This window comes from Oxalicibacterium sp., from assembly GCF_057353965.1.
In genome coordinates this window covers 50525-73982 of record NZ_JBMQZD010000001.1, presented here as the reverse complement: position 1 = coordinate 73982, position 23458 = coordinate 50525, and the positions used below count along the sequence as shown (strand labels likewise).

Genomic DNA, 23458 nt, shown 5'->3' with positions numbered 1-23458 from the left:
CGCATGGCAGATTCACCGGCAGTCGGCAGTTCCGACGTTCTCAAGCTGACGATCACCAGCAACGGCAGTCCGCTGGCGACCACCATCGGCATTGAATCGGTCAGCATCAACAAGAGCGTCAACAAGGTATCGATGGCGCGCATCGTCATCCGCGACGGCGACATGCCGAATGCCGACTTCCCGCAGAGCGACGCCGCCGATTTCGTACCCGGCGCGGCGATTGTCATCAGCGCCGGCTACGGCTCGACCGAAACCTCCATCTTCGAAGGCGTCATCATCCGCCACAGCATCAAGATCACCGGCGCCAATCATTCGCGCCTGATCGTCGAGTGTCGTGACAAGGCGGTCGGCATGACGATAGGCCGCAAGAATGCGAACTACGTCGATCAACTGGATAGCGACATCATCAGCAAGCTGATCGGCAACTGCAGCGGCCTGTCGGCCGACGTGACGGCGACCTCGGTGCAGCACAAGGAAATCGTGCAGTACTACTGCACCGACTGGGACTACATGATCGCGCGCGCCGAAGTCAACGGCATGCTGGTGACGGTGGATGCCACCAAGGTCACGGTGCAGCCACCGGCCGTCAGCGGTTCGGCGGTGCTGACGGTCACCTACGGCATGGACCTGATGGAGTTCCACGCCGACATCGATGCGCGCACGCAATTGACGTCGGTGCAAGGAACCACGTGGGATCTGTCCACGCAGGCCGTGGCGCAGACGACCGCTTCGCCGAAGACGCTGAATGCGCAAGGCAATCTGGACAGCGCGACGCTGGCCGGCGTGATCGGTCTCGCCAATTTCAACCTGCAGACCGCCGTGCCGCTCGACACCGGATCGCTGCAGGCCTGGGCCGACGGCCAGCAACTGAAGGCGGGCCTGTCGCGCATCCGCGGCCGCATGAAATTCCAGGGCAGTGCACTGGCGCTGCCGGGCACGCTGATCGAGATCAAGGGCGTCGGCGCGCGCTTCAGCGGCAACGTCTTCGTCAGTGCCGTCAATCACGACATCGAGAACGGCAACTGGATCACCGAGGTCGAGTTCGGCATGCCGCACCGCTGGTTCGTCGAGCAGCAGGACGACGTGATCGCGCCGCCTGCCGCCGGCCTCGCGCCGGGCGTGCAGGGCCTGCAGATCGGCGTCGTGATGAAGCTCGATGCCGATCCGGACGGGCAGTACAAGATCCAGGTCTCGACGCCGGTGATGCAGCCCGAGACCGACGGCGTATGGGCGCGGCTGGCCGGCTTCTACGCATCCAGCGGCTTCGGCTCCTTCTTCCTGCCGGAGATCGGCGACGAAGTCGTGCTCGGCTATTTCAACGACGATCCGTCGCACCCGGTCATCCTCGGCAGCCTGTACAGCAGCCGCCGCAAGCCGGCCTACGAACCGGCGGCGGAGAACAACTTCAAGGCGATCGTCACACGCAGCATGCTCAAGTGCGAATTCGACGACGACAAGAAGATCATCACGCTGACCACGCCGGCCGCCAACAAGATCGTCATCAGCGACGATGCCAAGTCCATCCTGCTGTCGGACCAGAACGGCAATACGCTGGAACTGAAGCCGGACGGCATCTACCTCGACAGCGCGAAGGACATCGTGATGAACGCCAAGGGCAAGGTCACGATCACCGCCACCGGCAATATCGAAAGCACGTCCCAGGCCGATATCAAGAGCCAGGGGCTGAACATCAACAACAACGCCAACGTCGGCTTCGTCGCCAAGGGCGCGGCGTCGGCGGAACTGTCCGCGTCCGGCCAGACCACGGTCAAGGGCGCGATGGTCATGATCAACTGAGCGCAGGAGAAAAAAACGATGCCGCCCGCCGCCCGCATTACCGACATGCACGTCTGCCCGATGCAGACGCCGGCTTTCCCGGCGCCGATCCCGCACGTCGGCGGACCGATCATCGGCCCTTGCGTGCCGCAGGTGCTGATCGGCAATCTGCCGGCCGCCGTGGTCGGCGACAGCTGCGTCTGCGTCGGCCCGCCGGACAGCATCGTCAAGGGTTCGGCCACTGTGATGATCGGTAGCAAGCCGGCCGCGCGCATGGGCGACACGACGGCGCACGGCGGCAATATCGCGATCGGCTATCCGACCGTGATGATCGGCGGCTGAGGGAAGCGGACGATGGCAGTCGATCAATCCTTCCTCGGCACCGGCTGGAGCTTTCCGCCGCGTTTCCACAAGCACACCGGACGTGACGGCGGCGGTGCGCTGAACATGGTGTCGGGCGAGGATGACATCCGCGAAAGCCTGCTGATCCTGATGTCCACCGCGCCGGGCGAGCGCGTGATGCAGCCGGCCTACGGCTGCGGATTGAAGACGTTGGTGTTCGACAACGTGACGGAAAGCACGCTGACCGAGATTCGCGACCTGATCGAGCGCGCGATTCTCTTTTTCGAGCCGCGCATCACCGTCGAGCGCATCGACATCGCCGACGACCGCATCGAGGAAGGGCTGCTGACGATCGACATCGTCTACCGCGTGCGTTCGACCAATACGCGCAGCAACATCGTTTATCCCTTCTATTTCATGGAAGGCACGCATGTCCGGAGTTGAACGCCGCCCATGACCGCGCATCCCTTATCCCGTGGCACCTCCCGCGACGTTTCGGGCCGTTCGTCGCGCCGGACGGACGCCGCGCGGCGTCCCATCGTCAGCGACGGCATCAGCCAGCAGCAGCGCGCACAGCCTGCGCTGCAGGACGGCTATTTCAACGTCGACGAGACGAAGCTGACCGATCTGCTGGCGATGATGGGCCGGTACGCGGCCGGCGTGCGCTTCCGCGACGAGCGCAACCGGGACGACGGTACCTGGGAAGCGTATTTCTCGGCCGACGAGACGATGATCATTGCCGACATCCTGTCCATCGATCTGGACGGCTACGCGGCCGCCTTCGAGCAGATGTGGCACGACACCGGCGGTGATGCGAACCGGCTGACGCGCGACGTTTCGCTGCACGAAATGCCGGCCTGGAAGCTCGCCGCGCTGATCGATCGCTGGTTCACCGCGTTGCGTCCATCGCAGACGCCGGCCGGGCGGGATCTGTATGGCCTGCTGTCCAGCATGGCGAACCGCCTGCAGGGAGAATTCGAACGGCTGCGTCTGGCCTGCCAGTCCAATGCCGCGGCAGTGCAAACGGCGAAGTCAGCGACAAATCAGGCGACCAAGAAAGCGACAGCGCCAACGCCGGCGATGATGGCCTTCGATCCGGCCATGCGCGGCGACAGCGGTGCGAACGGTGGCGGGAACGGCAATGGCGATGCGCGCATGGCGTTTTCCTTCCGCACGAATTTCTATGCCTTCCTGAAGGCGATCGACATGCTGCAGAAAGGCGCGGCGCGCATGCTGCCCGCGTCGCTCGCGAGCCAGCAGCACGACCCGTCGGTCGGCATGCTGATCGCGTTCGCGCAGCTGTACCAAAAGTTGCAGGGCAGGGTGAATCGCTTCACGCATCGCCATCTGGATTTCTACTACGACCAGGTGCTGCTGGCGAAGCTACGGCCGGCGCGTGCCGACAAGACTTGTCTGGTGCTGCAAGCCAGCCTGCCGGGGCGCGACATCCCGATCGCGCCCGGCACCGAGTTCAGCGCCGGGCAGGATGCCGCCAAGCGCGACATTGTGTTCTCCGCCGATACGCCGCTGCTGGTCGGCGATCTGCAGGTACAGGCGCTGCACACGTTGTATTTCGATCGCGATGCGAACAGTGCGCCCGAGAATGCGCTACGCGAACCGGCTGACGGCGGCGATCGGCAGTATGCGACCGGCTGCTATCTGAACAGCATCGACGTGCCGGCGGAAGTCGTCACCGATCCTGAAAAACTGTTTCCGCAGCCGCTGCTCGGCGCGCCGAAGGCCGCGCGCGATGCGATGTTCCTGCCGGAAGCGCGGATCGGCTTCGCGATCGCCAGCCGCGTGCTGGCGCTGCGCGAGGGCAGGCGCCGCATCCGCATCACGCTGACCTTCGACGAAGGCGCGAACGGCGAAGACCTGTTTGCGCAGCGCATCGCCGCTCTGGCCGAGGCGATCGATGGCGACGGCAACGACAGCAAAGATGGTGACGATGAGAAGCGGCAGACCGACGAACAGCAGCAGCTGGCAATCGAGGATGCGTTCTTTCGCGTGTTTCGCCGCATGTTCGTGCTCGCCGTCACCTGCGAGCAGGGCTGGCATCCGGTGACCGAATACATCCCGTTGTATCAGGGCGTGGATCGCAACTTCGACATCCGCTGCGCGCCGCATACGCTGCTGATCGATTTCGAACTGGCCGCCGATGCGCCGGCCGTCACGCCGTACGTGCAGGCCGTGCATGGCGAGCAGTACGAGACTGCGCTGCCGATGGTGCGCCTGCTGCTGCATGCGGACTACATGTATCCGTACGGCTTGCTGGATCGCCTGCCGCTGCGCAAGATCGCGATCGACGTCGGCGCGGAAGGCTGCAAGCAGCTGTCGCTGTTCAACAATGTCGGCCAGCTGTCGCCGGCCGCGCCATTCCAGCTGTTCGGCCCGATTCCGGCGATTGGTTCGTATTTCATCGTCGGCAGCGCGGAGATGGCCGGCAAGCGGCTCGGCAGTTTCGAGATCGATGTCGAATGGGGCGGACTGCCGAGCGGGCACGGCGGATTTCGCGACTGGTATGCCGGCTACGATTACAGGGAAGGCGCGGCGGTCACCGCGGCGGCCAGCGTGCTGGTCGACGGCAAATGGCTGCCGGCGGAGCACCGCAAGCAGCCGGACGTCATGCTGTTCGATCGCTGGGACGACGAGCGCGATCTGGAAGCGATCCGCCCGCAGCGCAGGCTGTCGTTCGATCAGGTGATCCACCATGCGCGGCTGGCGGATCGAATGCCGCTCGACACGGCATTCGCCTACGGACCGCTGGCCAAGAACGGTTTCTTCAAGCTGACGCTGAACAGCCCCGAGTTCGCATTCGGCCACAAGGAATATCCGGTCGCGCTGGCCGAAGCGCTGGGACGTAATGCCGCCGAGAAGAAGCTGAAACGCCACGAGCCGCTGCCGAATCCGCCGTACACGCCGCTGATCAATGCGATCTCGTTCAGCTATACCGCGTTTGCGCATATCGATCTCGCACACACGAACGGCCGCGATGGCGATGGCGACCGCATGTTCCATCTGCATCCGCTCGGCTGGGAGAATCTCGCCGGCATGCGCCGCGGCCATGCGACGCTGCTGCCGCACATCGACGATTCGGGCAATCTGTACATCGGCCTGTCGGGTACCGCCGACGGCCAGATCGTGAACCTGCTGTTTCATCTGCATCCGGATTCGCTGCCCTGTAACGAGTCGGGGAAACCAGACAGCCCGCACAATCCGGCCGGGCAGGCTGGATCATCGCTGCGCTGGTCCTATCTGTCCGGCAACCGCTGGATACCGTTCGGCACGCGCGTCGTCGCCGATACCACGCACGGCTTCATGGTGTCCGGCATCGTCTCGCTCGAACTGCCGCCGGACATCGACTGCGACAGCACCGTCATGCCACGGGGCCTGTACTGGCTGCGCCTGTCGGCTGAGCACGATCTGAACAAGGTCTGCAGTCTTTATGCGGTCTACACGAACGGTCTGCAGGTCAGCCGCGTGCATGGTAATGACGACAACGGCTATTCGACCGCCGATGCGCCGCTGCCGGTCGGCGCGATCCAGCGCAGCCGCAAGACGATTGCCGGCCTCGGCAAGATCATGCAGCCGGTCGCCTCGTTCGGCGGCACGCCGGCTGAAACGCGCGAACAGCTGCGCACGCGCATCAGCGGTCGCCTGCGCCACAAGAACCGCGCCGTCTCTCCCTACGACTACCAGACGCTGATCCTCGAAAAATTCCCCGAGATCTACAAGGTCAAGTGCTTCCCCAACATGCGGATGGATGCCGACCCGCAGCGCTGGATCGCGCCCGGCCACGTGCTGATCGTCGCGCTGCCGCAGCTGCCGGCCGGCATCGGCAGCGGTCACATGCCGACGCTGGACGGCCACCTGATCGGCGAAGTGCGGCAGTACGCCGCCGGTCTTGCGTCGCCATGGGCGCAGATCGACGTGCGCAATCCGGTCTACGAACATCTGCAGGTGCGCTGCACCGTCAAATTCAGGAAAGGCTTCGGCGGCGGTTATTACGTCAAGCAATTGAACCGCGACATCTCGCGCTTCCTGTCGCCGTGGGGCGGCGGCGGTTACTCGGTGCACTTCGGCTGGCGCGTGCGGCAGCACGACGTCGAAGCCTTCATCCTCGGACTGGACTACGTCGAATTCGTCACCGGTTTTTCGATGCTGCGCATCTCGCCGGACGGCAGCGAACGCTACGGCCTGCTGGATACCGCCGCGCGAAAGGGCGGCGACGCAGGCCACCGCGACATCGTGCCGGACTATCCGTGGAGCATCGCCGTGCCGTTGCAGCGCCACGCGATCGCGATCGGCGGCGACCTGCAGCCGCGCGATCCGAAGGCGGTCGGCCTGGCGGCGCTGGAAGTCGGCACCACATTCATCATTGGAACGGAAGAATAGCGATGGGCCAGCAGAACAGGAAAACGCTGAAGGACAAGTTCATCGAAGGCCGCATGCCGGATGCGGCCGGCTTCGCCGACCTGATCGATTCGACGCTGAACATGCTCGACGACGGCTTCGAGAAGACGCGCGCCGACGGTTTCAAGGTCACGCAACTGGGCGGCGGGAGATTGCTCAGCTTCTATCACGACATCGACGTGCAAAGCCCGCTGTGGTCCATCCAGCTCGATCCGTCCGCCGAACGCAATCTGCTGATTACCGACAAGCAGGGTGCGCCTGCCTTTGCGCTGCGCCGCATGCCGGACGAATACGGCGCACCGGCCGACCAGCCGGCCCGCTTCGGCCTCGGCCTCAACAAGGAAAAGCCCGAGCACGCGCTGGACGTCGCCGGCACCGTCGCATCATGGGGACGCATCGGCCGCAAGGGCGAGCTGCCGGCACCGGCCGACAGCGAATGGCACGACATCACCGGTACGCTCGAAGGCTGCCAGGCATTCGAGATCATGGCCGGCGTCGGCAAGCACGGCAGCGGCCGTTATGCGCTGATACATGCGTTCGCCGTCAATGCCTTCAACGGCAAGGGCCACATCACGTATCACCAGGCGCATTTCAGTTCGCGCTGCTGCCGCATCGAATTGCGCTGGCAGAGCGCGGGGCCGAACAACGAATACAAGCTGCAGATGCGCGTCGGCTGCGGCTATGGCGACGGCATCTGGATCAAGTATTACCTGACCGGCCTGTGGCCCGATCCCTTCATGAACGATTGCCTGGTCAAGCCCGGCCTGAAAGGCAGCCGATGAAAACCTATGCCGTTGCACTGACGGAAGAAGAGGGTGCGCTGATCGTGCAGGCGCTGGCGGAACGTCCGTTCAAGGAAGTCTTCGCGCTGATCGCCAGCCTGAACCGGCAGGCCAACGGATTCGATGCCGAAGATGATGTCGGCAGCCGGCACGCCTACGCGATGAACGCCGCCGAACTGGCACTGGCGATACGCGCGCTCGGCGCACTGCCGTTCGAGCAGGTCTGCGGATTGATCGCGGACCTGAATGCGCAGATCCGCAGCCAGCAGTCCGCCGGTTGCGCGACAGCCTGATTGGCCGACCGGATGCGCATGACCAACGCGACCACCATCGACAGACGCCAGCCCGATCCCGACGGACTGGATTTCGATGCGCTGCGCGCGACCGGCATTGCGCTGCTGCAGCAGCTGTGCGGCGAAACCTGGACCGACTACAACCTGCACGATCCCGGCGTCACCATCCTCGAACAGCTGTGCTACGGCCTGACCGATTTGGCCTATCGTTCCGGCTTCGCGCCGCAGGACTATCTGACCGGGCCGGACGGCCGCATCGATTATGCGGAGCAGGGGTTGTATGCGCCGGAAGACATCCTGCCGGTGCAGCCGATCACCGAAAACGACTACCGCAAGATCATCTACGACGCAGTGCCGCAGATCGACGACCTGTGGCTGGAACGCCTGCCTGCCAACGATACGCGGCCGCGCGGACTGTACACGCTGCGCGTGCTGCTGGACGAAACGTTCACGCAGCCGGCATCCGGTGATGAGCGCGAAGCGGTGCGCCAGCGCATCCGCGCCACCTACGCTGCACACCGCAACCTCGGCGAGGATCTGGAAGACGTCGTCATCGTCGATACCGCGCCGTATTTCCTGAGCGGCGAAATCGAACTCGACGGCTTCTGCAATCCGGCCGAAGTCTATGCGCGCATCTTCTTCGCCTGCGAACGCTGCATCTCGTCCGGCTTCTACGTGCATCGCTACGAAGACGTATTCACCGCCGGCATGGAGCTGGACAGACTGTTCCTCGGGCCGCTGACGCGCCACGGCCATATCGACGACGAACGCATCTCTTCCTCGCAACGCACCGTCACGCTGGTCGATCTGATCGGATTGATCCAGCAGGTCGACGGCGTCAAGCAGGTGCATGAGCTCGGGCTGGTCGATGCGCAGGGGAAACCGGCGGAATCGCTGTCCTTCGATCCGTCCGCCGCCGTTTGCCCGCGCCTGCAGTTTCCGGCCGATGCGGATCAGGACCTGCTGCATCTGGTATTCGGCCGCAACACCGGCGTCGCGCTCGCGTCGGAAGACGACGAAGCCCGCCGGCTGCACAAGGAACGGCAGGATGCGCTGCTGTGCGAAGCGCGGGACGAACTGGTGCAGTTGCAGTTCGGCTTCCGTGCCTTCCGCAACAGCCGGCAGACCTTTTCGCAATTCCTTCCCGCACCGCAAGGGCAGCGCCACGATCTGGCCGGCTACACGTCGATCCAGCATCACTTCCCGGCGATTTACGGCATCAATCGCCACGGCGTGCCGGATTCCGCGCCGGCCAGACGCAAGGCCGAGGCCGCGCAGCTGAAAGCCTATCTGTACCTGCCGGAACAGCTGATGGCCGACTACCTGCAGAACCTGCAGGAAATGCGCCGCCTGTTCTCGCTGGAAGACGGTCTGCGGCAAACCTACTTCACGCAATACATAGCCAACGACAGCCTGCCCGGCATCGAGGTGCTGTATGCACAGGATCGCGAACAGACTGCCGACATGCTTGCCGACGTGCAGCAGCGCCACGACAATGCAGCCGACCGCCGCGGCCGCGCGCTCGACTACATGCTGGCGATCTACGGCGAACGGTTTACGCAGAAATCGCTGAACCGCTTCAGCTACGAAAGCGAAGCGCGTCGCCCGTGGTGGCTGGCCGAAAAGAAGCGCGTCTTCCTGCAGAACATCGTCACGATCAGCGCCCAGCGCGCGACCGGCTTCGACTATCTGCGCCCCGCATGGGAAACCGACAACATCGCCGGCCTGCAGCGCAAGGTCGGCGTGCTGCTCGGCATCCAGGAGATCGGCCGCTTCCGCCGGCTCGGCAACGTGCTGCAGCAGCGCGGCCTGCGCCTGCTGCCGGACAAGGTGTTCATGCGCTCGGTCAAACAGCTGGACGCGCAAGCCGATGCGCAGCCGGTACCTCGCATCGATCCATCGCGCTTTGAAAGCGAATCGGAAGAGACGTCACTGTTCAACGGCGTCGCGCTCGGCGAATCGGTGTTCCGCCACGGCATCGACACCGGCAATTACGTGCTGATTCCGGAAGAGGGCGAGCGCGTCGCCGTCGGCTTCAAGCGTCATCGCGACGCCAAACCATGGCTGCTGGCGACCGCGCCCGATGTCGAAAAGGCCAGGCATTGCGCATGGCGAATGAGCCGCGAACTGACCGCATTGAATGCCGCCAGCGAGGGATTGCACATCGTCGAACACATCCTGTTGCGTCCGCGCGGCGGGCAGGCCGGCGCAACTGCATCCGATGCGGACAGGGATTTCTGCAACCACCGCATCAGCGTCGTCTTCCCCGGCTGGACCGGCCGCTTCCACGACAGCGAATTCCGCAAGCTGGCCGAGGAAACCGTCTGCATGAATGCGCCGGCGCATCTCTTGCCGGAGTTCTACTGGCTCGATTTCGTGCAGATGTGCGATTTCGAATCGCGGCTGCATGGCTGGCTGCACGCCTTGCGCGCTTCGCTGCAGGACGCCGCCGCCATCGACGCCGCTTCCGTCGCGCTGCGCACCTTCCTGCAGCGGCACGCGCGCAGCGAACGCGACTACTGGGTATGAACATGGCCAGCCACATGATCGACGACATGGTGCTCGATATCGCGTTCGACGCGGATGCCGGCCTGCGTGACGACGAATGGCGTTCCTATCTGTCCGGAAAACTGCTGCCGGCCATCGAATCGGTACTGGACCGGCATGTGCATCGCGACGGCGTGCTCGTGCTGCCCGAGGTCGAACTCGATCTGGGCGACATTCCGTTCGACGGTTTTCAGGAAGAAATGACAAGGCGCATCGAACGCCAGCTGACGGACCTGCTCCAGCAGCGGCAGGCGCAGCTCGCCGACGGAGAAAAGGAAAGGGCGGGCCGGATTGCACTGGTGTCGCATGCGCGGCGCGCGATCGAGCGGCTGGCCGATTTCCTGACCGGCGGCGTGCTGACGGCGCAGGAAGACATTGCCGATGCCGACAGTCATCGCCGCCTGCTGGATCAGGTGCTGGAGACCAATCCGGCGGGATTGCATGCCTTGCTGCGGTTGTCCGCAAGAAGGAAGCAAGCCATTGCGCGCCTGGTCGCGCAGTTCCCGGCATCTGCCTTGCAGCGCCTCGCGCAGACGCTGCACACGGAAATCGACGTTACCGTTCTGATCGACCGGCTGTTGACTCACGCAGGAAAGCCATTGCTGCCCGCCTCGCGGGAATCGCTTCGCCTCCGGCTGTGGCAGACGACTATCGACACGATGCTGGATGGCGGCGATGTGCGGAAAGCGTTGACGGATACGGCCGAGATTGATGTCGGCCCTTCCGGCATCGCTGCTTCCATGAAAGACGCAGCAAGTTCGGCGGCGGATGCCGTGACAAATGCTGCCGCGAATATTTCGTCGATGAAGCCGGCAAGCGACATGTCGCAGCAGGCCCATCCGGCGTCACCGCATGGCGAGCCGGCAGATAACGCCGAAGCCTTGCGTGCAGCGCATCGTCGATTGCTGCAGGCTTGTGCGGCGGGCGATGCCGCAATGCTTTCCCGTTTGCTGGAGGAAGGCAGGGGCGATGCGATCCGTTCGGTCTTGCGGGACCTTGCAGGTACGCGGCAAATCGCGGAACGAATGGCGGAGACCTTGCCGTCATCCTTGCTTGCCGAATTGATCGTCTTGCTGCAGCCGAAAATTGGAAATTTTCTGCGTGCGCTGCGCGACGGATTGCCGGACATGCGTCCGGGCGGGCCGACAGCAATGCAGACGGGCATGCAGCCGAACACGCATGAAGTCATATCCGCGGCGGAACGGCACATGGGTCCGTATGCCTCGAATGCTTCTTCGGGCAGGCTTGACTGGTCCGCGCTGGAGCGGAAGCTGATGGCTGCGCTGTTCCTGTCCGTGCTGGATGCGGTGAAGACGTCGGCTTCGCTGGCCACGGCGATCCGTCGCGTTCGGCAGAAGTGGGAAAGCGCCGCCGAACAGTACAGACAATCGTCAGGCCTGGCCGAAATGGCGGCTGCGTACATCGTTCCTCCGGCATCCGCTGCGGAATTCCCGACGCAGGAAATCAGCGAGAAGATGGCCCGTTTGCCTGCTGCCGCATCAGCCGTACTGCAGCAGGTACTTTTCGGCACTCTGGAGCGTCATGCGTCGGTGACGTCGTCCGAGAGGCTTCCCGGCAGTAAGCAATCGGACTCGATCCCGTCTTTTGTCCCGCAGCGTGCTACGCCGGAATCGAGCTCCGCTGCAGCAGCAGTGAAGACGCATGCCGAAGCCGCGTTGGAAGATGAATGCTGGCGGCTTGCATTGGCCGTTTTGCTGGAGCGGGAAAGGCTTGCCGCACAAAGCGTTCGCGACAGGAACAATGCCGCTGTTCATGTCACCGAAGCCGATCAACGCCTCCGGACGGATGCCGGCGCAAGGACGGCTTCGGGAACGGAAGGGCTGATGCAAGCCGGCAGACTGTCATCCTCACCGTCTTCTTTACATCGTGCGACGGCCCAACCGCGCGAAGCAGCCGGCAATGCCGCTGCCGAGTCCATGCGCGCATGGGAAAAGGATGAGCGCCTTCCTCGCCAAACCGGCAGCGTGCCATTCAGCGACAAACGCACGACAGAGAATATGCCGTCGATCGACGATCGTTCGACAGTCGGCCATGACATCGAAGGTGACGGACATGCGCCGGAAATGGTGCCGGCAAGCGGAACAAAAAAAGAACTGAACGATCGTTCACGCCCCGCGGAAAGAAAGGAAATCAAAAACGGCGAGCCGACGGCAAGCAATGATTTCCAGCAGTGTAAAAACAATCTGCAGGATAGTCCGGTCGCTGGTGTACAGCACTCAGGAAACGTTTCGGAGCCATCGCTGACGCAGTCTGCAATTCCGTCGCCACTTCCTGATGCGACAGCGAGCGCAGAAGAGAATGCAGTAACGCTGGACATTGCTGCCATCGTCGATTCCCTGATGCGTATTGCCGATGCATGGCAAGACGGCGATTCGGTTGCAACTGAGACTGCCGAGCCTGTACACGACATCGCCGCATCCGTCGAAACAGAAACCAATCTGCGCCATCGTCTGGCCAGAGCCTTGCTTACCGGCGATGCGGCAGGCATCGAAGGCGACTGGCCCATGCTGTTGCGTCGGCAGCCCGAAATGATCGTGCAGGCAGTCCGCCATTACATGCAGATGGCTGGCGTGCGCGAGCGCATGGCGCGCGGTTTCCCGGAGGCCATGCTGTCCGATCTGCTGGCGCTGTTGGAACCGCAAGCCGCAGCGCTGCATGCCGAACAGCAGAAACGCCTGCATTTTCTGACGGAGAAGGAAGGCGCTGCGGCGCGTCGATCCTTATGGGAATGCGCCTGGCAACAGTTGCCGCCGTCGATGCAGGCCTCCGATGCAGCGGCTTATGCAAAAGCGCTGACGCAGCGGGCCGATGCCATTCTGCGGAATGCCGCTGTCGAGGCAGAGCAGGGCGATGCACTGGAAAACATGGCATTGGAACAGGCGTATCGCCGCTATCAGCATGTACACGACGTCTTGCTCGGCAGGGTGACATTGACGCCGCAGGCTGCGACGGATGCCGAGATATTGCAGCAGGAATTTCCCGTCCTGCTGCGGCAACTGATGCGCACACTGCGCGCGGTACCACCGTCGATGGCGCAGCTCGTCTACGACGAACGACTGTACGCCGTGCTGCTGCCGAAAGCGATTGTCGACGGAGACGCATCGGTAATGGCATCGACAATGACATCGGCCGCCGGCGCAAAAACTGCTTTCCTGGAGGCGATCTTCTCGCATGCCCGACATGCAGCCGATCGTTCCGCTTATTACCGTGGCGTGCTGGCCGCCTTGCTGCGTGAGGAGGCGGTCGATCTCGATGCCTTGGCCGCACGGCAGACGGACGATTCCGCACAGATGGCCGATGTCGCCGGTATGGCGGCGCAAAAGTCCGAGAAAGTGGAAACAGGCAATGCGAACCAAAACCGGCTTTCGGAAACCGTCAAACCGAGCGGCGGTGATCGATCCATTGAAAGCAGCGGGCAAACGGTCGCGATGTCTGACACGGTAGAAGACATTTTTCGAACGCCGGAATTATCCGGTTTCTCACACCTGCACCGGATGCTGTCTGCGCCGGATCGCGTGGATACGCAAGCGCTGCAAGCACTGATCCTGGAAACGGCTGCCGCTCGTCCCGAAACCATGCAGCCGGTCTGGGATGCCTTGCGCGCGAAAAGACTGCCGAGGAAAGAAAGCACATTCACGCGCGAAACATGGCGCAGCCTCCTGATTGCGTGGATGCGCAGCCGCCTATCTGCCGAACGCATCGCTTCCGTGCTGGCGTCGCTGGATCGCGATGCGAAATCGGCCGACAGCGATGACGACTGCTATCGCATCGCCTTGCTCGATATGCTCAATATGTTCCACATGCGTCATGGCAGCACCATCCATGCGCAAGCCGACGAATCGGAATCCGTCATTCCTTCCGCCATGCCGCTCGTCACATCAACCACTGCTTCCCGCGAACAGCGCGAAGCGCCGCGCGACACATGGCAACCTGAAGCATTGAACGTGTTGCTCGCCGGCGCGCACAACGATGCTGCTGCAAGGCAGACCTTGCAGCGCTGGCTGAGCATCGGCCTGTCCGGTCATGCATCGGCCTTGCGGGCCGTGTTGCTTGCAACGCTGAGCGACCTGCGCATGGCCGGCCTGTTTGCAGCAGCGATGCCGGAAGCGCTGCTGGCTGCAACGCTTGCCTCCATCGATACGCGGCATGCGTTGAAGCGCTTCCGGGCCGATTGGGTGGAAGACGTCTTTCTCGCCATCGACCGCGCGGCGTCGCCGCGATTGCGCACGGCGAAATGGCAGCATCTGCTGCATCGTGCGGCAACCGGCGCAGGTGAGGGTGAGGGCGATGGAGATCGCACGGAATACGCCATCGATCTGGCGCGACATTTGATCGACGAAACCGGCACGGCACATGCCGACGAAGTGCTTGCCGCCGTCCGCCGCCCCATGCCAACCATTCCTTTGCTGGGCAAGAGCGAAACGAATGCAACGAGCATAGCAGATACCGGCAACGACAGCCGGCAGAGGATGGCCTCGGCTTCCGCGCAATACCAATCCACCCATCAATCCACCCGTGCCACGCTGCCATCGGCCAATATCCGAACAGGAGATACCGACTCCCGAACTGCTGCCGGTAGCGATACGCAGGAAGCGGAAGAAGCCCCGCGCAACCGCCCCGAGCAGGAAATCCATATCCCGAATGCCGGCATGGTGCTGGCCGCGCCCTACATCCCGCATCTGTTCGCGCTGCTGAAACTGACGGAGCAGGGCAGGTTCGTCGATCCGAAGGCGGCCGAACGCGCCGTGCACCTGCTGCAGTTCATGGTCGACAAGCGCACCGCGACGCCGGAGTACCAGCTGGTGCTGAACAAGCTGCTGTGCGGCGTGAAGACCGGCACGCCGATCGTCGCCGGCATCGACATCACCGATCACGAACGGGAAACCGTCGAATCGCTACTGCAGGGAATGATCGCCAACTGGGGCGCGCTCGGCAGCACGTCGATCGACGGCTTGCGCGCCTCCTTTCTCCAGCGCCCCGGCTGGCTGCGGCGGCAGGAGGACGGCTGGCACCTGCAGGTGGAAAAGCGCGCCTACGACATGCTGCTCGACCGGTTGCCCTGGAGCTTTTCGATGATCAGGCACGGCTGGATGCCGACCTTGCTGCGCGTGGACTGGCGCTGAGCGAACGATGGAGAACGACGGCAACATGCATACGGCTGACAACAACGCGCACGTTCTGGAACGGGAAATCGTCTGGTTTTCCCATGTGATGGATGCGCGCTTCAATCTGCATTTCGAGGCGAAGGATGTCGAGCTGATCGATATCCGCGACATTCCGCCGCCCGATCTGCGGCAGGACGCTTCCTCCGCTTCTGCAAATTTCGCAGATTCGGAATACGCGCGCGTGCTGCGCGAACACGGGCTGGAAACGGATTTCAATGCGCGCCTCGTGCTGATGCTGGCGATGATGCCGCACATCCGCCCGCAGGTGCTCGATCCGCTGTTCACGAAAAACAGCGGCATCGGCCGCAACTTCACCGAATTCGGCGGCTGGGCCGGCAAGACGCACGGCGGCCATCTGCCGACCTGTGAAACGGCCGCCTTCCTGCTGGCCGGCAACGATCTGGCGCGCCGCTTCGAGGTCATGCGCCTGTTCGAGGACGACCATCCGCTGATCAGGTCCGGCATCTGCAGGATCGGCAATCGCCAGTCGGACGAACCGTTCTTCAGCGCCGCGCTGACCGTCGCCAGCGAATACCTGAACCGCTTCACGACCGGACATTTCCACAAGCCGGATTTCAGCAGCGATTTCCCGGCCAAGCGCATCGTCACCAAGCTGGGCTGGGACGATCTGGTGCTGCATCCCGAAGTGATGGACGAAATCGCCAATATCCGTATCTGGCTGCAGCACACCGGCACGCTGATGCGCGACTGGGGACTGGAACGCAGCGTAAAGCCGGGTTATCGCTGCCTGTTCCACGGTCCGCCCGGCACCGGCAAGACGCTCACGGCCACGTTGATCGGCGCAGCCGCCGGGGTCGATGTCTATCGCATCGACCTGTCGATGATCGTTTCCAAGTACATCGGCGAAACCGAAAAGAACATGGCCAATGTGTTCGATCAGGCGCAGAACAAGAACTGGATCCTGTTCTTCGACGAAGCCGATGCGCTGTTCGGCAAGCGTACGCAAACCGGCAATTCCAACGACCGCCATGCGAACCAGGAAATTTCCTATCTGCTGCAACGCGTCGAGGATTTCCCGGGGCTGGTGATACTCGCGACCAACCTGAAGGCCAACATCGACGATGCCTTCGCGCGGCGTTTCCAAGCATCGATCTATTTTCCGATGCCGGATGCCGTGCAACGGCTGCGGCTATGGCAAGGATTGTTCCCGGACAGCAGCCGGCTGGCGGCCGATGTCGACTTGGCGCGACTGGCCGACGAACACGAACTTTCCGGCGGCGCGCTGACCAACGTCGCGCGTTATGCCGCGATCCGCGCAATCAGGGAAAAACGCGACACGATCACCCAGGCCGACCTGATTCAGGGCATCGGCAGGGAACTCGTCAAAGAGGGGAGGATGCTGTAATGCAGGTCGCACGACGACTGGGATATCCGAAGGTGCTGGCCTGCATGCTGATGCTGGCTGCGCTGCATGCAAATGGCGAGCCGGTAACGGAAAAGGTCACGGCATCTGTGCCTGCAGCAACGCATATCGAGACGGTAACGACGACGGCGGACGATGCGGCCACGTCAAAAAAGAGCGAGGGGCTGACAGAAACGAAAGCGAAAACAGCGACGGAAACGAAAGCCGAAGACAAGTCCGGCAATCAAATCGATAATAACGCCGACAATAAAGCCGATGGCAAGGTAAAGGCTGACACGGCAGACCAAGCGGAAATGAAGACGGGAGACGCCGCCGCGCCCCAGACGCAGGATACCGTCGCCGTACCGGCCACGTTGGCAGCGCCGAAAACCGCGCCGCCAGCCTTGAAGCCAACTCAACCAACTGCACAGCAGGTAACGGCAACGCACACCGCACGCAGCAGCTGGCCGGCGCGCACCTCGCAGCCGCTGACCGTGGAAGATTTCAACCGACTGAGCCGTGCAGACCAGCGGCGCATCCAGCAGGCACTGTTTGAAATCTACAAGGGCCAGCCGGAATTCATGCAGGAATACGACTGGAACGGCAATCCGCTGTCGGATGCGATCGTCGGCCCGATCACGCTGTCATGGCTCAATCGCTTCCTGAAGGAATTCCGCATCGAAGCGCCGCGCGGGCAACTGTCGGACGACACGATCGAAGCACTGGAGCATTTCGCCGCCATCGCCAAGGTCTATCCGGACTGGAAATCCACGCTGCTGAGCGACGATCTGGCGCGCTGGATCGATCGCAAGCCGCAGCCCTTGCGCAGCGAACTGTACCGGATGCGTCTGTCCGGCTCGGCGCAGCAGGTGATCGCGCTGCTGAACATGTACCGCGCCGATGGTTCGCCAGGCGGTCGCGCCGATCTGACGGAAAACCGGCGCAACTGGATCATCCATACCTACCGGCTCGACGAAGCCGACCTGAAGACGCTGGCATCGAAAGGCAAGGCCGTCGCCGAAATCGCGGTGCTGCAGGAAGAAACCTACGTCAACCGGCAATTGCTGGCCAACGCCATCCGCGATGCGCTGAAGGAGAGTGCACCCGGACAGGATCAATGGCTGCTGCCTGTCGTCGAACAGTACGCCCGCATCGAGGACGAGGAAGCGCCCGGCCAGTTCAGCTACGCGATCACGGCCGACGTGTTGAAACAGGTGCAGTCCGATCCACGCATGACGACGGTGACAGCGCCCGTCATCACGATGCTGCAGGACCTGCAGGGCATCGACTATCCGCGGCAGGACCTGTTCGCCAAGGCCGCACAGACCGTCATCGGCGCCGGCATCGGCGTCTGTCCGCTGAACCGTTCCGATTATCAGCGCACACGGTTGCCGGATCATGCGTTGCCGGCCGATGCCTTCGTCGCGCTGAAGGACAATCTGCCGGCGGACCTGTATGCGACGCTGGACAAGTACCGCACGCTGGCGACACCGTGTACGGATGCGCAGCTGAAGGAAGCGGCTGCAGCGGTCGACAGGGTCGACGCGATGTACCGCGCATCGATCGAATCGCAGGCGCGCAAGACGCCGCTGTTCGATCCGGCCGTGCCGGTTGCGTGGGATGGCGGCACCTGCGGCTGCGTGCTCGACGAGCTGGCCGGCACCGTCTACGGCTTCTATCCGTTCTGGCTGGCCGGAAGCAGGCAACAGCTCGATTTCAGCCTGCTGTCGCGCGCCGGCTATGTCGGTCTGTCGTTCGACGAGCGCGGCAACCTGGTCCATCTGAACGAGCGTCCCGATGGCGAACGCGTGGACGGCACGCTGGATACGCGCTTCGTCGCCACCGCGCACCGGCATCGCACGCGGGTCGACTGGGTGCTCTACAAGCATGACTGGAGCATCTGGTCCAGCCTCGGCGAAGCCGAACGCCGGCGTGCATTCGACGCGCTGGCCGACAATGTCGCCACCTTCCTGAATACGCGCCTGACCGATCCCGTCTCGCGCGCGATTCCCTATCTGTCGTTCGGTGCCGCCGCGCCCGTGCAGGGCGACGGCGTCACGCTGTACTTCGACAACTATCCGACCGATACGGCATCGGTCACGCTGTTCGACCGCTTCATCAATCGTTTGCTGTCCAGGCTCGGCAGCAAGCAGCAATCGCACGGAATCAACCTGCTGCTGCCGCGCTCGGCCATGCTGGCCGGCAAGGGCATCCATACGCCGGAACACATGGTCAGCCTCATTGACCGGATCGTCGGCACCGAGCCGGAAGGATGGTCGTGGAGCAAGGCGCAGATACGCGCACGGCCGCATTTCCTCGTCTTCCTGGAAGAGCCGACCGCCGAATCGAAGAAGCAGTTGCGGCTCGACATCGAGAACGCGCTGCACGGCGCCGCTCGCGAAAAGCTGCTGCGCCAGATCGTGCCCGTCATCGAATTCGACGGACGCAGCTGGCAGCAGTTCGAGGACGACGTGATCTACCTGAAGGACAACTTCGGCGGCATCGGCCTGTGGCCCTTGCCGTATCGGGATGCGCAGGCGGCGCAATCCACCGATGCGGCCGATGCGGCCGCGCCGGCGAACAGCGTCGACCAGACCCTGCTGCAGCACTACCTGAAGCCGGGCGGCGATCCCGATCTGCTGGCCTGCCGCATCGTCTGCCCGAACCGCTGGCTGTTCCGCACGGCGTGGAACGTTTCATTCGGCATCGCGTTGCTGATCGGCGGACTGTATCTGTGGAATTGCCGCTGCCGCGCGAAGATCGAACGCCATTACCTGCTGTATCTGGTGGCCGCCGTCGTGCCGCCGTTCGTGCTCGGCATGCTGCTGCTGTCGTGCGATCCGTATCTGGAACAGGTCTCGCGCGGCAACTGGCCGTTCATCGGCCTGTTCGCGCTGATGCTCGGCTTCGTCGCGTGGCGCTACATGAACCGCAAGATGAACGCCAGCAAGCCCTGATCAATCCTGAGGGAGAAATGCGATGAATCTGATCGAAAAAGCGACCGTCATGCATTACCACCGGCACCGGATCGCCGAACACAGGGCAGGCGACGTGAAGGCGCTGGGCTGGCGTGGCGAACACAGCCAACAGGCGCGCTATGCGGTGCTGACGCAAGTGAGAGGCATCGAAGGCTGCTCCGTCCTCGATGCCGGCTGCGGGCATGGCGACCTGAAGGCATATCTGGACCGGCATGCGAGCCGTTTCGAATACATCGGCATCGACCAGATGTCGGAATTCATCGAAGAAGCGCATCGGCGTTATCGCCATCATCCGGCAACGGCGTTCTACCAGAGCGATTTCGCCACCGCCGAATTGCCGAAGGTGGATATCGTGTTCGCCAGCGGCGCGATGGGATACCGCTGCGTCGATCCGCATTTCCATTTCGAACTGATCGCACGGTTGTATGCGGCGGCGCATCGTGCATTGGCATTCAACATGCTGGATGCCGAGCATTTTCCTGCACATCCTCTGCTGGCTGGCCACGACAGGAACAAGGTTCTTGCGTTCTGCCGGATGCTCTCGCCGCGCGTGGAACTGGTCGATGGTTATCTGGAGGACGACTTCACGATTTTCATGTATCGCGACAGGTGAGGCATGCAATGAAACAATCCATGCAAAGCGAATCCGTGCAGCAACACAAACCAATGGTAGAAGAAGAAAATTTTTCTTCTTCTCTTGCCCAGGCAATGTTCATCGACAACCGGCCACAGGCTGTGACGCAAAGAAGATTGAATACGATGGCATCCGAGGCTTCTTCCGTAACCGTACAGCGGCAAAGCAATTCCACCTCTCAAGGTGGCCTTCCGCATGAGCTCCGGCAAGGTATCGAAGCACTATCCGGCATGTCGATGGAGCATGTCCAAGTCCATTACAACTCTTCGCAACCGGCGCAATTGAACGCTCATGCCTATGCGCAGGGCAGCGAGATTTATCTCGCCCCCGGCCAAGAACGACATCTGCCACATGAAGCATGGCATGTTGTCCAGCAGGCGCAAGGCCGGGTGGCGCCTACAATGCAGATGAAGGAAGACACACCGATTAACGATGATCGGACGCTGGAAGAGGAAGCCGATCTGATGGGGAACCGTGCGCTGGCTCACGGCCAAAGCATCGCGCAACGCCTGACGATTTCCCCGACCGGCGATTCCATCAATACATCGAGCAATGGGATTGCGACACCGGCCCGCGCTGTCGGACAACGCCAGAGTCGTGTCGTCCAGAAGCTCGATTATGGGGCCTTGAGCGGCACGCAGAGTGCGCAGGTGAATGCCGTTGCCGAGGGAATCTACTACCAGTTTGCACCTGAATTCGAAACGGCGATCGGCCGCGCAGCCTTTCGCAATGCCGACGCAATCAACGCAGCACGTATCACCGCAAACAATTTTTCGACGGTGTTGGGAGCCTACGCCAGTACGCGCCAAAGACGGCATGGAGAAAACGATCAGCAGAAAGAGGACCGATATCTTTCACAGGTCCTTGGCAACCATGATCGAGATGCGGCCGGATCGATTGGCGCAGAAGCAGGACAGATTCGCGCAGCGCTGGCTGGGGGAAATCTGAGGGAACATCTGACGCTTCTTTATGGCACGGTTTCATCGGGCGATTTCGGAAGGGTCGTACGTAGTCTGATTGCCGATGCCAACGTTCAGCATGCCTTGAGACAGGTGATTGGCGACAATCCGGGCAATCAATTTGTCCAGCACCTGACGAACACGGCAACGGCATTGAATGTCGCCAACCCTGCGACGGCAGCGAGCGCCGCTTTTGTTCCCTTTGCCGACAATACCGTTACGGATACGCGAGGGGTACAGGAGGAGCAGACCCGAGATCTTCCGCCGCGTTACCGCCCAGACGGTTTCGATGCTTATGGCAACCCGATGATGGTCCAGATCGACTACGCTACTTTCCAGCCAATACCTGCCACTCGGCAAACTATGCACGACAACATGAATGAAGAAACGGCTAATGCTGTAGATTCACGTGTCAGGCGACATGGGGGAGACAGGCAAACCACCGATTCTGCCCAGGATTTGGCCAATAAGGGAGCGGCCTTGTCAAACCGCGAATTGATTCACCAATACCTGAGCCGCGATCCGGTTACCCGCGACAATCAACTGAACGAAGAGCTATACAGGGCACGTGTCACTAATACACGGTATCCAAATCAGGCCAACGTTTTCTGGGGCTGGAACGCACAGCAACAGCAACAGTTTCTGCTGGCTCGTTTCGGCAACCAGGCCTTGTCATGGGAACCGGGGGATAAGGTCTTCGACCTGGTGCCGGATGCCACATTCACGGAACAGATGGATCGCGCCAAGGTGCTTATAAAAGCGACAGCCTCCAGTTCGACTGATCTTGTCATGAAGATTGGTCGCTACATGTATGGCAGCGGGCCAGCTCAATTGCTTGGCATGCGCGCAGCCGCGCTTGGATGGATGCTGCCTGTCGGAGACCACAGCTACTGGGAGATTCTTCTGGCTGCTTCACGAAGCGGAACGCCGGCGCCGGCAAATGGACCGGCTGTATATGACGAACATGCACCGATGTCGCAAAACGATATCGGGGAAGACAGCCCTAATCTTCTGATGCAAGCCGGTTTCCGGAATACGCTGTCGCATATCCTGTTCCAGGATAATGCCCATCAACGCCAGACAGGTCTGAATGCCGAGCTGAATAACTTGTTTCCACGTTCCAATGCCACTATCCGCCGCAGAATCAATACTGTAGTCGGCAATTTCAAGGCCACGCGGACCGATGCGGAAATCGACCGTATTGTCAACGCGGTACGAGCGCCGCGCAGCGTGGTGGAACGGATCGTCGATCCCGCTGTCCTGAACAGTCTATGGAATTTCATCCATCAAAATCGGATTGCCACTTATGCCGGTATGGATGCGGTCAGAGCCAATAGCGGCACCTATCGAGAAGTGAGAAGGACGATTGGAAGCAATGGCGCGGATATTCTCTTCGCGGCAATCTTTGAAGAAGATGGAAATAACCGGAGCGATGAGACCAGATACCTAGATCGTGTAGCTCATTTTCTTTCGGGCAACAACGTCAATAATCCAGGGACGGGACTTGGATTTTCTGCCCAGGAACTACAGGATGCACAGGACATTCCTCAGGATTTAGGGGCGGATTACGGTCAATACGATCGTGGTCGTCGATTGTCTCCCGCCGATTTCAACAATCTGCGCGGTGAAGAAATTCTTGCCTTGCGCGAATACACGGGCAATGCGTCAACAGCCTGGAATTCTTTGATGAGTCGTCCACGGGATCGTCTTGGCGAGGTCGGTGCAAATTCTCTGAACAACGATCTGGAAGACATAGCGGCCGGAATTTCCGGTGTCCAGAACCTGCCGGTCTACAACCAAGGGCGGGTATATCGCGGGGAATCTGGCGATATAGATGATTATCGTGTCGGCGACGTCGTCAACTTTCAGAAATTCCTCAGTACCGGAAAATCATACGAGGATTCTTTCGCGCCCGGCGCAGAAATCACCATCATCATTGACAACATTCGTACAGGTGTGGACGTTCAGTTGCTTTCCAACCAGGATCAGGAAAGGGAAGTGCTTTTCCCGCCATATGCAAGATTTGTCGTAACGCGCGTTGAAGATCGTCGTCGGGCAGGTGGAACGTACGGCGGTGTCTGGGTCTATATGAACGAGATATGATCATTTGGCCGTGGCGCTTTTATGAGCGATTTTCCTGACAAAGATACATGGACATCATTCTGGTCGGCACTACCTCGGAAGC

Annotated in this window: 12 protein-coding genes; all 12 read left to right on the top strand. The window is 61.8% G+C overall.

Annotated features, from left to right (window positions below):
* Nucleotides 1–3: 3 nt before the first annotated feature.
* The 12 genes from vgrG to ACO1VH_RS00330 are packed head-to-tail and all read left to right on the top strand — an operon-like array spanning nt 4 to nt 23376.
* Complete coding sequence (gene vgrG / locus ACO1VH_RS00385; RefSeq protein WP_486241514.1) at nt 4–1797, top strand: type VI secretion system tip protein VgrG; 1794 nt, start codon at nt 4–6, stop codon at nt 1795–1797.
* Between the two features lie 18 nt (nt 1798–1815).
* Nucleotides 1816–2118, top strand: a complete 303-nt coding sequence (locus tag ACO1VH_RS00380) for a PAAR domain-containing protein (RefSeq protein WP_486241512.1) — start codon at nt 1816–1818, stop codon at nt 2116–2118.
* Nucleotides 2119–2130: 12 nt separating this feature from the next.
* Entirely contained in the window at nt 2131–2562 is a 432-nt protein-coding gene (locus ACO1VH_RS00375) for a GPW/gp25 family protein (protein ID WP_486241510.1), read from the top strand.
* A gap of 9 nt (nt 2563–2571) precedes the next feature.
* The gene (locus ACO1VH_RS00370) at nt 2572–6513 is read left to right on the top strand and encodes a hypothetical protein (protein WP_486241508.1); all 3942 of its coding nucleotides are present in this window, start codon (nt 2572–2574) and stop codon (nt 6511–6513) included.
* Between the two features lie 2 nt (nt 6514–6515).
* The gene (locus ACO1VH_RS00365; protein WP_486241506.1) at nt 6516–7313 is read left to right on the top strand and encodes a hypothetical protein; all 798 of its coding nucleotides are present in this window, start codon (nt 6516–6518) and stop codon (nt 7311–7313) included.
* The gene (locus tag ACO1VH_RS00360; RefSeq protein WP_486241504.1) at nt 7310–7606 is read left to right on the top strand and encodes a hypothetical protein; all 297 of its coding nucleotides are present in this window, start codon (nt 7310–7312) and stop codon (nt 7604–7606) included. Before ACO1VH_RS00365 ends, ACO1VH_RS00360 begins: the two co-directional genes overlap by 4 nt.
* Before the next feature lie 18 nt (nt 7607–7624).
* Nucleotides 7625–10135 (top strand): hypothetical protein, encoded by a 2511-nt coding sequence (locus ACO1VH_RS00355; RefSeq protein WP_486241502.1) that lies wholly within the window; start codon nt 7625–7627, stop codon nt 10133–10135.
* Nucleotides 10136–10137: 2 nt separating this feature from the next.
* On the top strand, nt 10138–15297 hold the full coding sequence (locus ACO1VH_RS00350; RefSeq protein ID WP_486241500.1) for a contractile injection system tape measure protein: 5160 nt from the start codon (nt 10138–10140) through the stop codon (nt 15295–15297).
* A gap of 25 nt (nt 15298–15322) precedes the next feature.
* Nucleotides 15323–16705 carry an ATP-binding protein gene (locus tag ACO1VH_RS00345; protein ID WP_486241498.1) on the top strand — a complete coding sequence of 461 codons (1383 nt, stop codon included), beginning with the start codon at nt 15323–15325 and terminating at the stop codon, nt 16703–16705.
* The gene (locus ACO1VH_RS00340) at nt 16705–19659 is read left to right on the top strand and encodes a hypothetical protein (protein WP_486241496.1); all 2955 of its coding nucleotides are present in this window, start codon (nt 16705–16707) and stop codon (nt 19657–19659) included. The genes ACO1VH_RS00345 and ACO1VH_RS00340 overlap by 1 nt, the downstream gene beginning before the upstream one ends.
* A gap of 22 nt (nt 19660–19681) precedes the next feature.
* Nucleotides 19682–20293 (top strand): class I SAM-dependent methyltransferase, encoded by a 612-nt coding sequence (locus ACO1VH_RS00335; protein ID WP_486241494.1) that lies wholly within the window; start codon nt 19682–19684, stop codon nt 20291–20293.
* A gap of 8 nt (nt 20294–20301) precedes the next feature.
* On the top strand, nt 20302–23376 hold the full coding sequence (locus ACO1VH_RS00330) for an eCIS core domain-containing protein (protein ID WP_486241492.1): 3075 nt from the start codon (nt 20302–20304) through the stop codon (nt 23374–23376).
* Nucleotides 23377–23458: the final 82 nt, after the last annotated feature.

Excerpts from the sequence above, each read along its gene's own strand:
- vgrG (WP_486241514.1), top strand. The coding sequence starts at position 4 with ATGGCAGATTCACCGGCAGTCGGCAGTTCCGACGTTCTCAAGCTGACG.
- ACO1VH_RS00380 (WP_486241512.1), top strand. The coding sequence starts at position 1,816 with ATGCCGCCCGCCGCCCGCATTACCGACATGCACGTCTGCCCGATGCAG.
- ACO1VH_RS00375 (WP_486241510.1), top strand. The coding sequence starts at position 2,131 with ATGGCAGTCGATCAATCCTTCCTCGGCACCGGCTGGAGCTTTCCGCCG.
- ACO1VH_RS00370 (WP_486241508.1), top strand. The coding sequence starts at position 2,572 with ATGACCGCGCATCCCTTATCCCGTGGCACCTCCCGCGACGTTTCGGGC.
- ACO1VH_RS00365 (WP_486241506.1), top strand. The coding sequence starts at position 6,516 with ATGGGCCAGCAGAACAGGAAAACGCTGAAGGACAAGTTCATCGAAGGC.
- ACO1VH_RS00360 (WP_486241504.1), top strand. The coding sequence starts at position 7,310 with ATGAAAACCTATGCCGTTGCACTGACGGAAGAAGAGGGTGCGCTGATC.
- ACO1VH_RS00355 (WP_486241502.1), top strand. The coding sequence starts at position 7,625 with ATGACCAACGCGACCACCATCGACAGACGCCAGCCCGATCCCGACGGA.
- ACO1VH_RS00350 (WP_486241500.1), top strand. The coding sequence starts at position 10,138 with ATGGCCAGCCACATGATCGACGACATGGTGCTCGATATCGCGTTCGAC.
- ACO1VH_RS00345 (WP_486241498.1), top strand. The coding sequence starts at position 15,323 with ATGCATACGGCTGACAACAACGCGCACGTTCTGGAACGGGAAATCGTC.
- ACO1VH_RS00340 (WP_486241496.1), top strand. The coding sequence starts at position 16,705 with ATGCAGGTCGCACGACGACTGGGATATCCGAAGGTGCTGGCCTGCATG.
- ACO1VH_RS00335 (WP_486241494.1), top strand. The coding sequence starts at position 19,682 with ATGAATCTGATCGAAAAAGCGACCGTCATGCATTACCACCGGCACCGG.
- ACO1VH_RS00330 (WP_486241492.1), top strand. The coding sequence starts at position 20,302 with ATGAAACAATCCATGCAAAGCGAATCCGTGCAGCAACACAAACCAATG.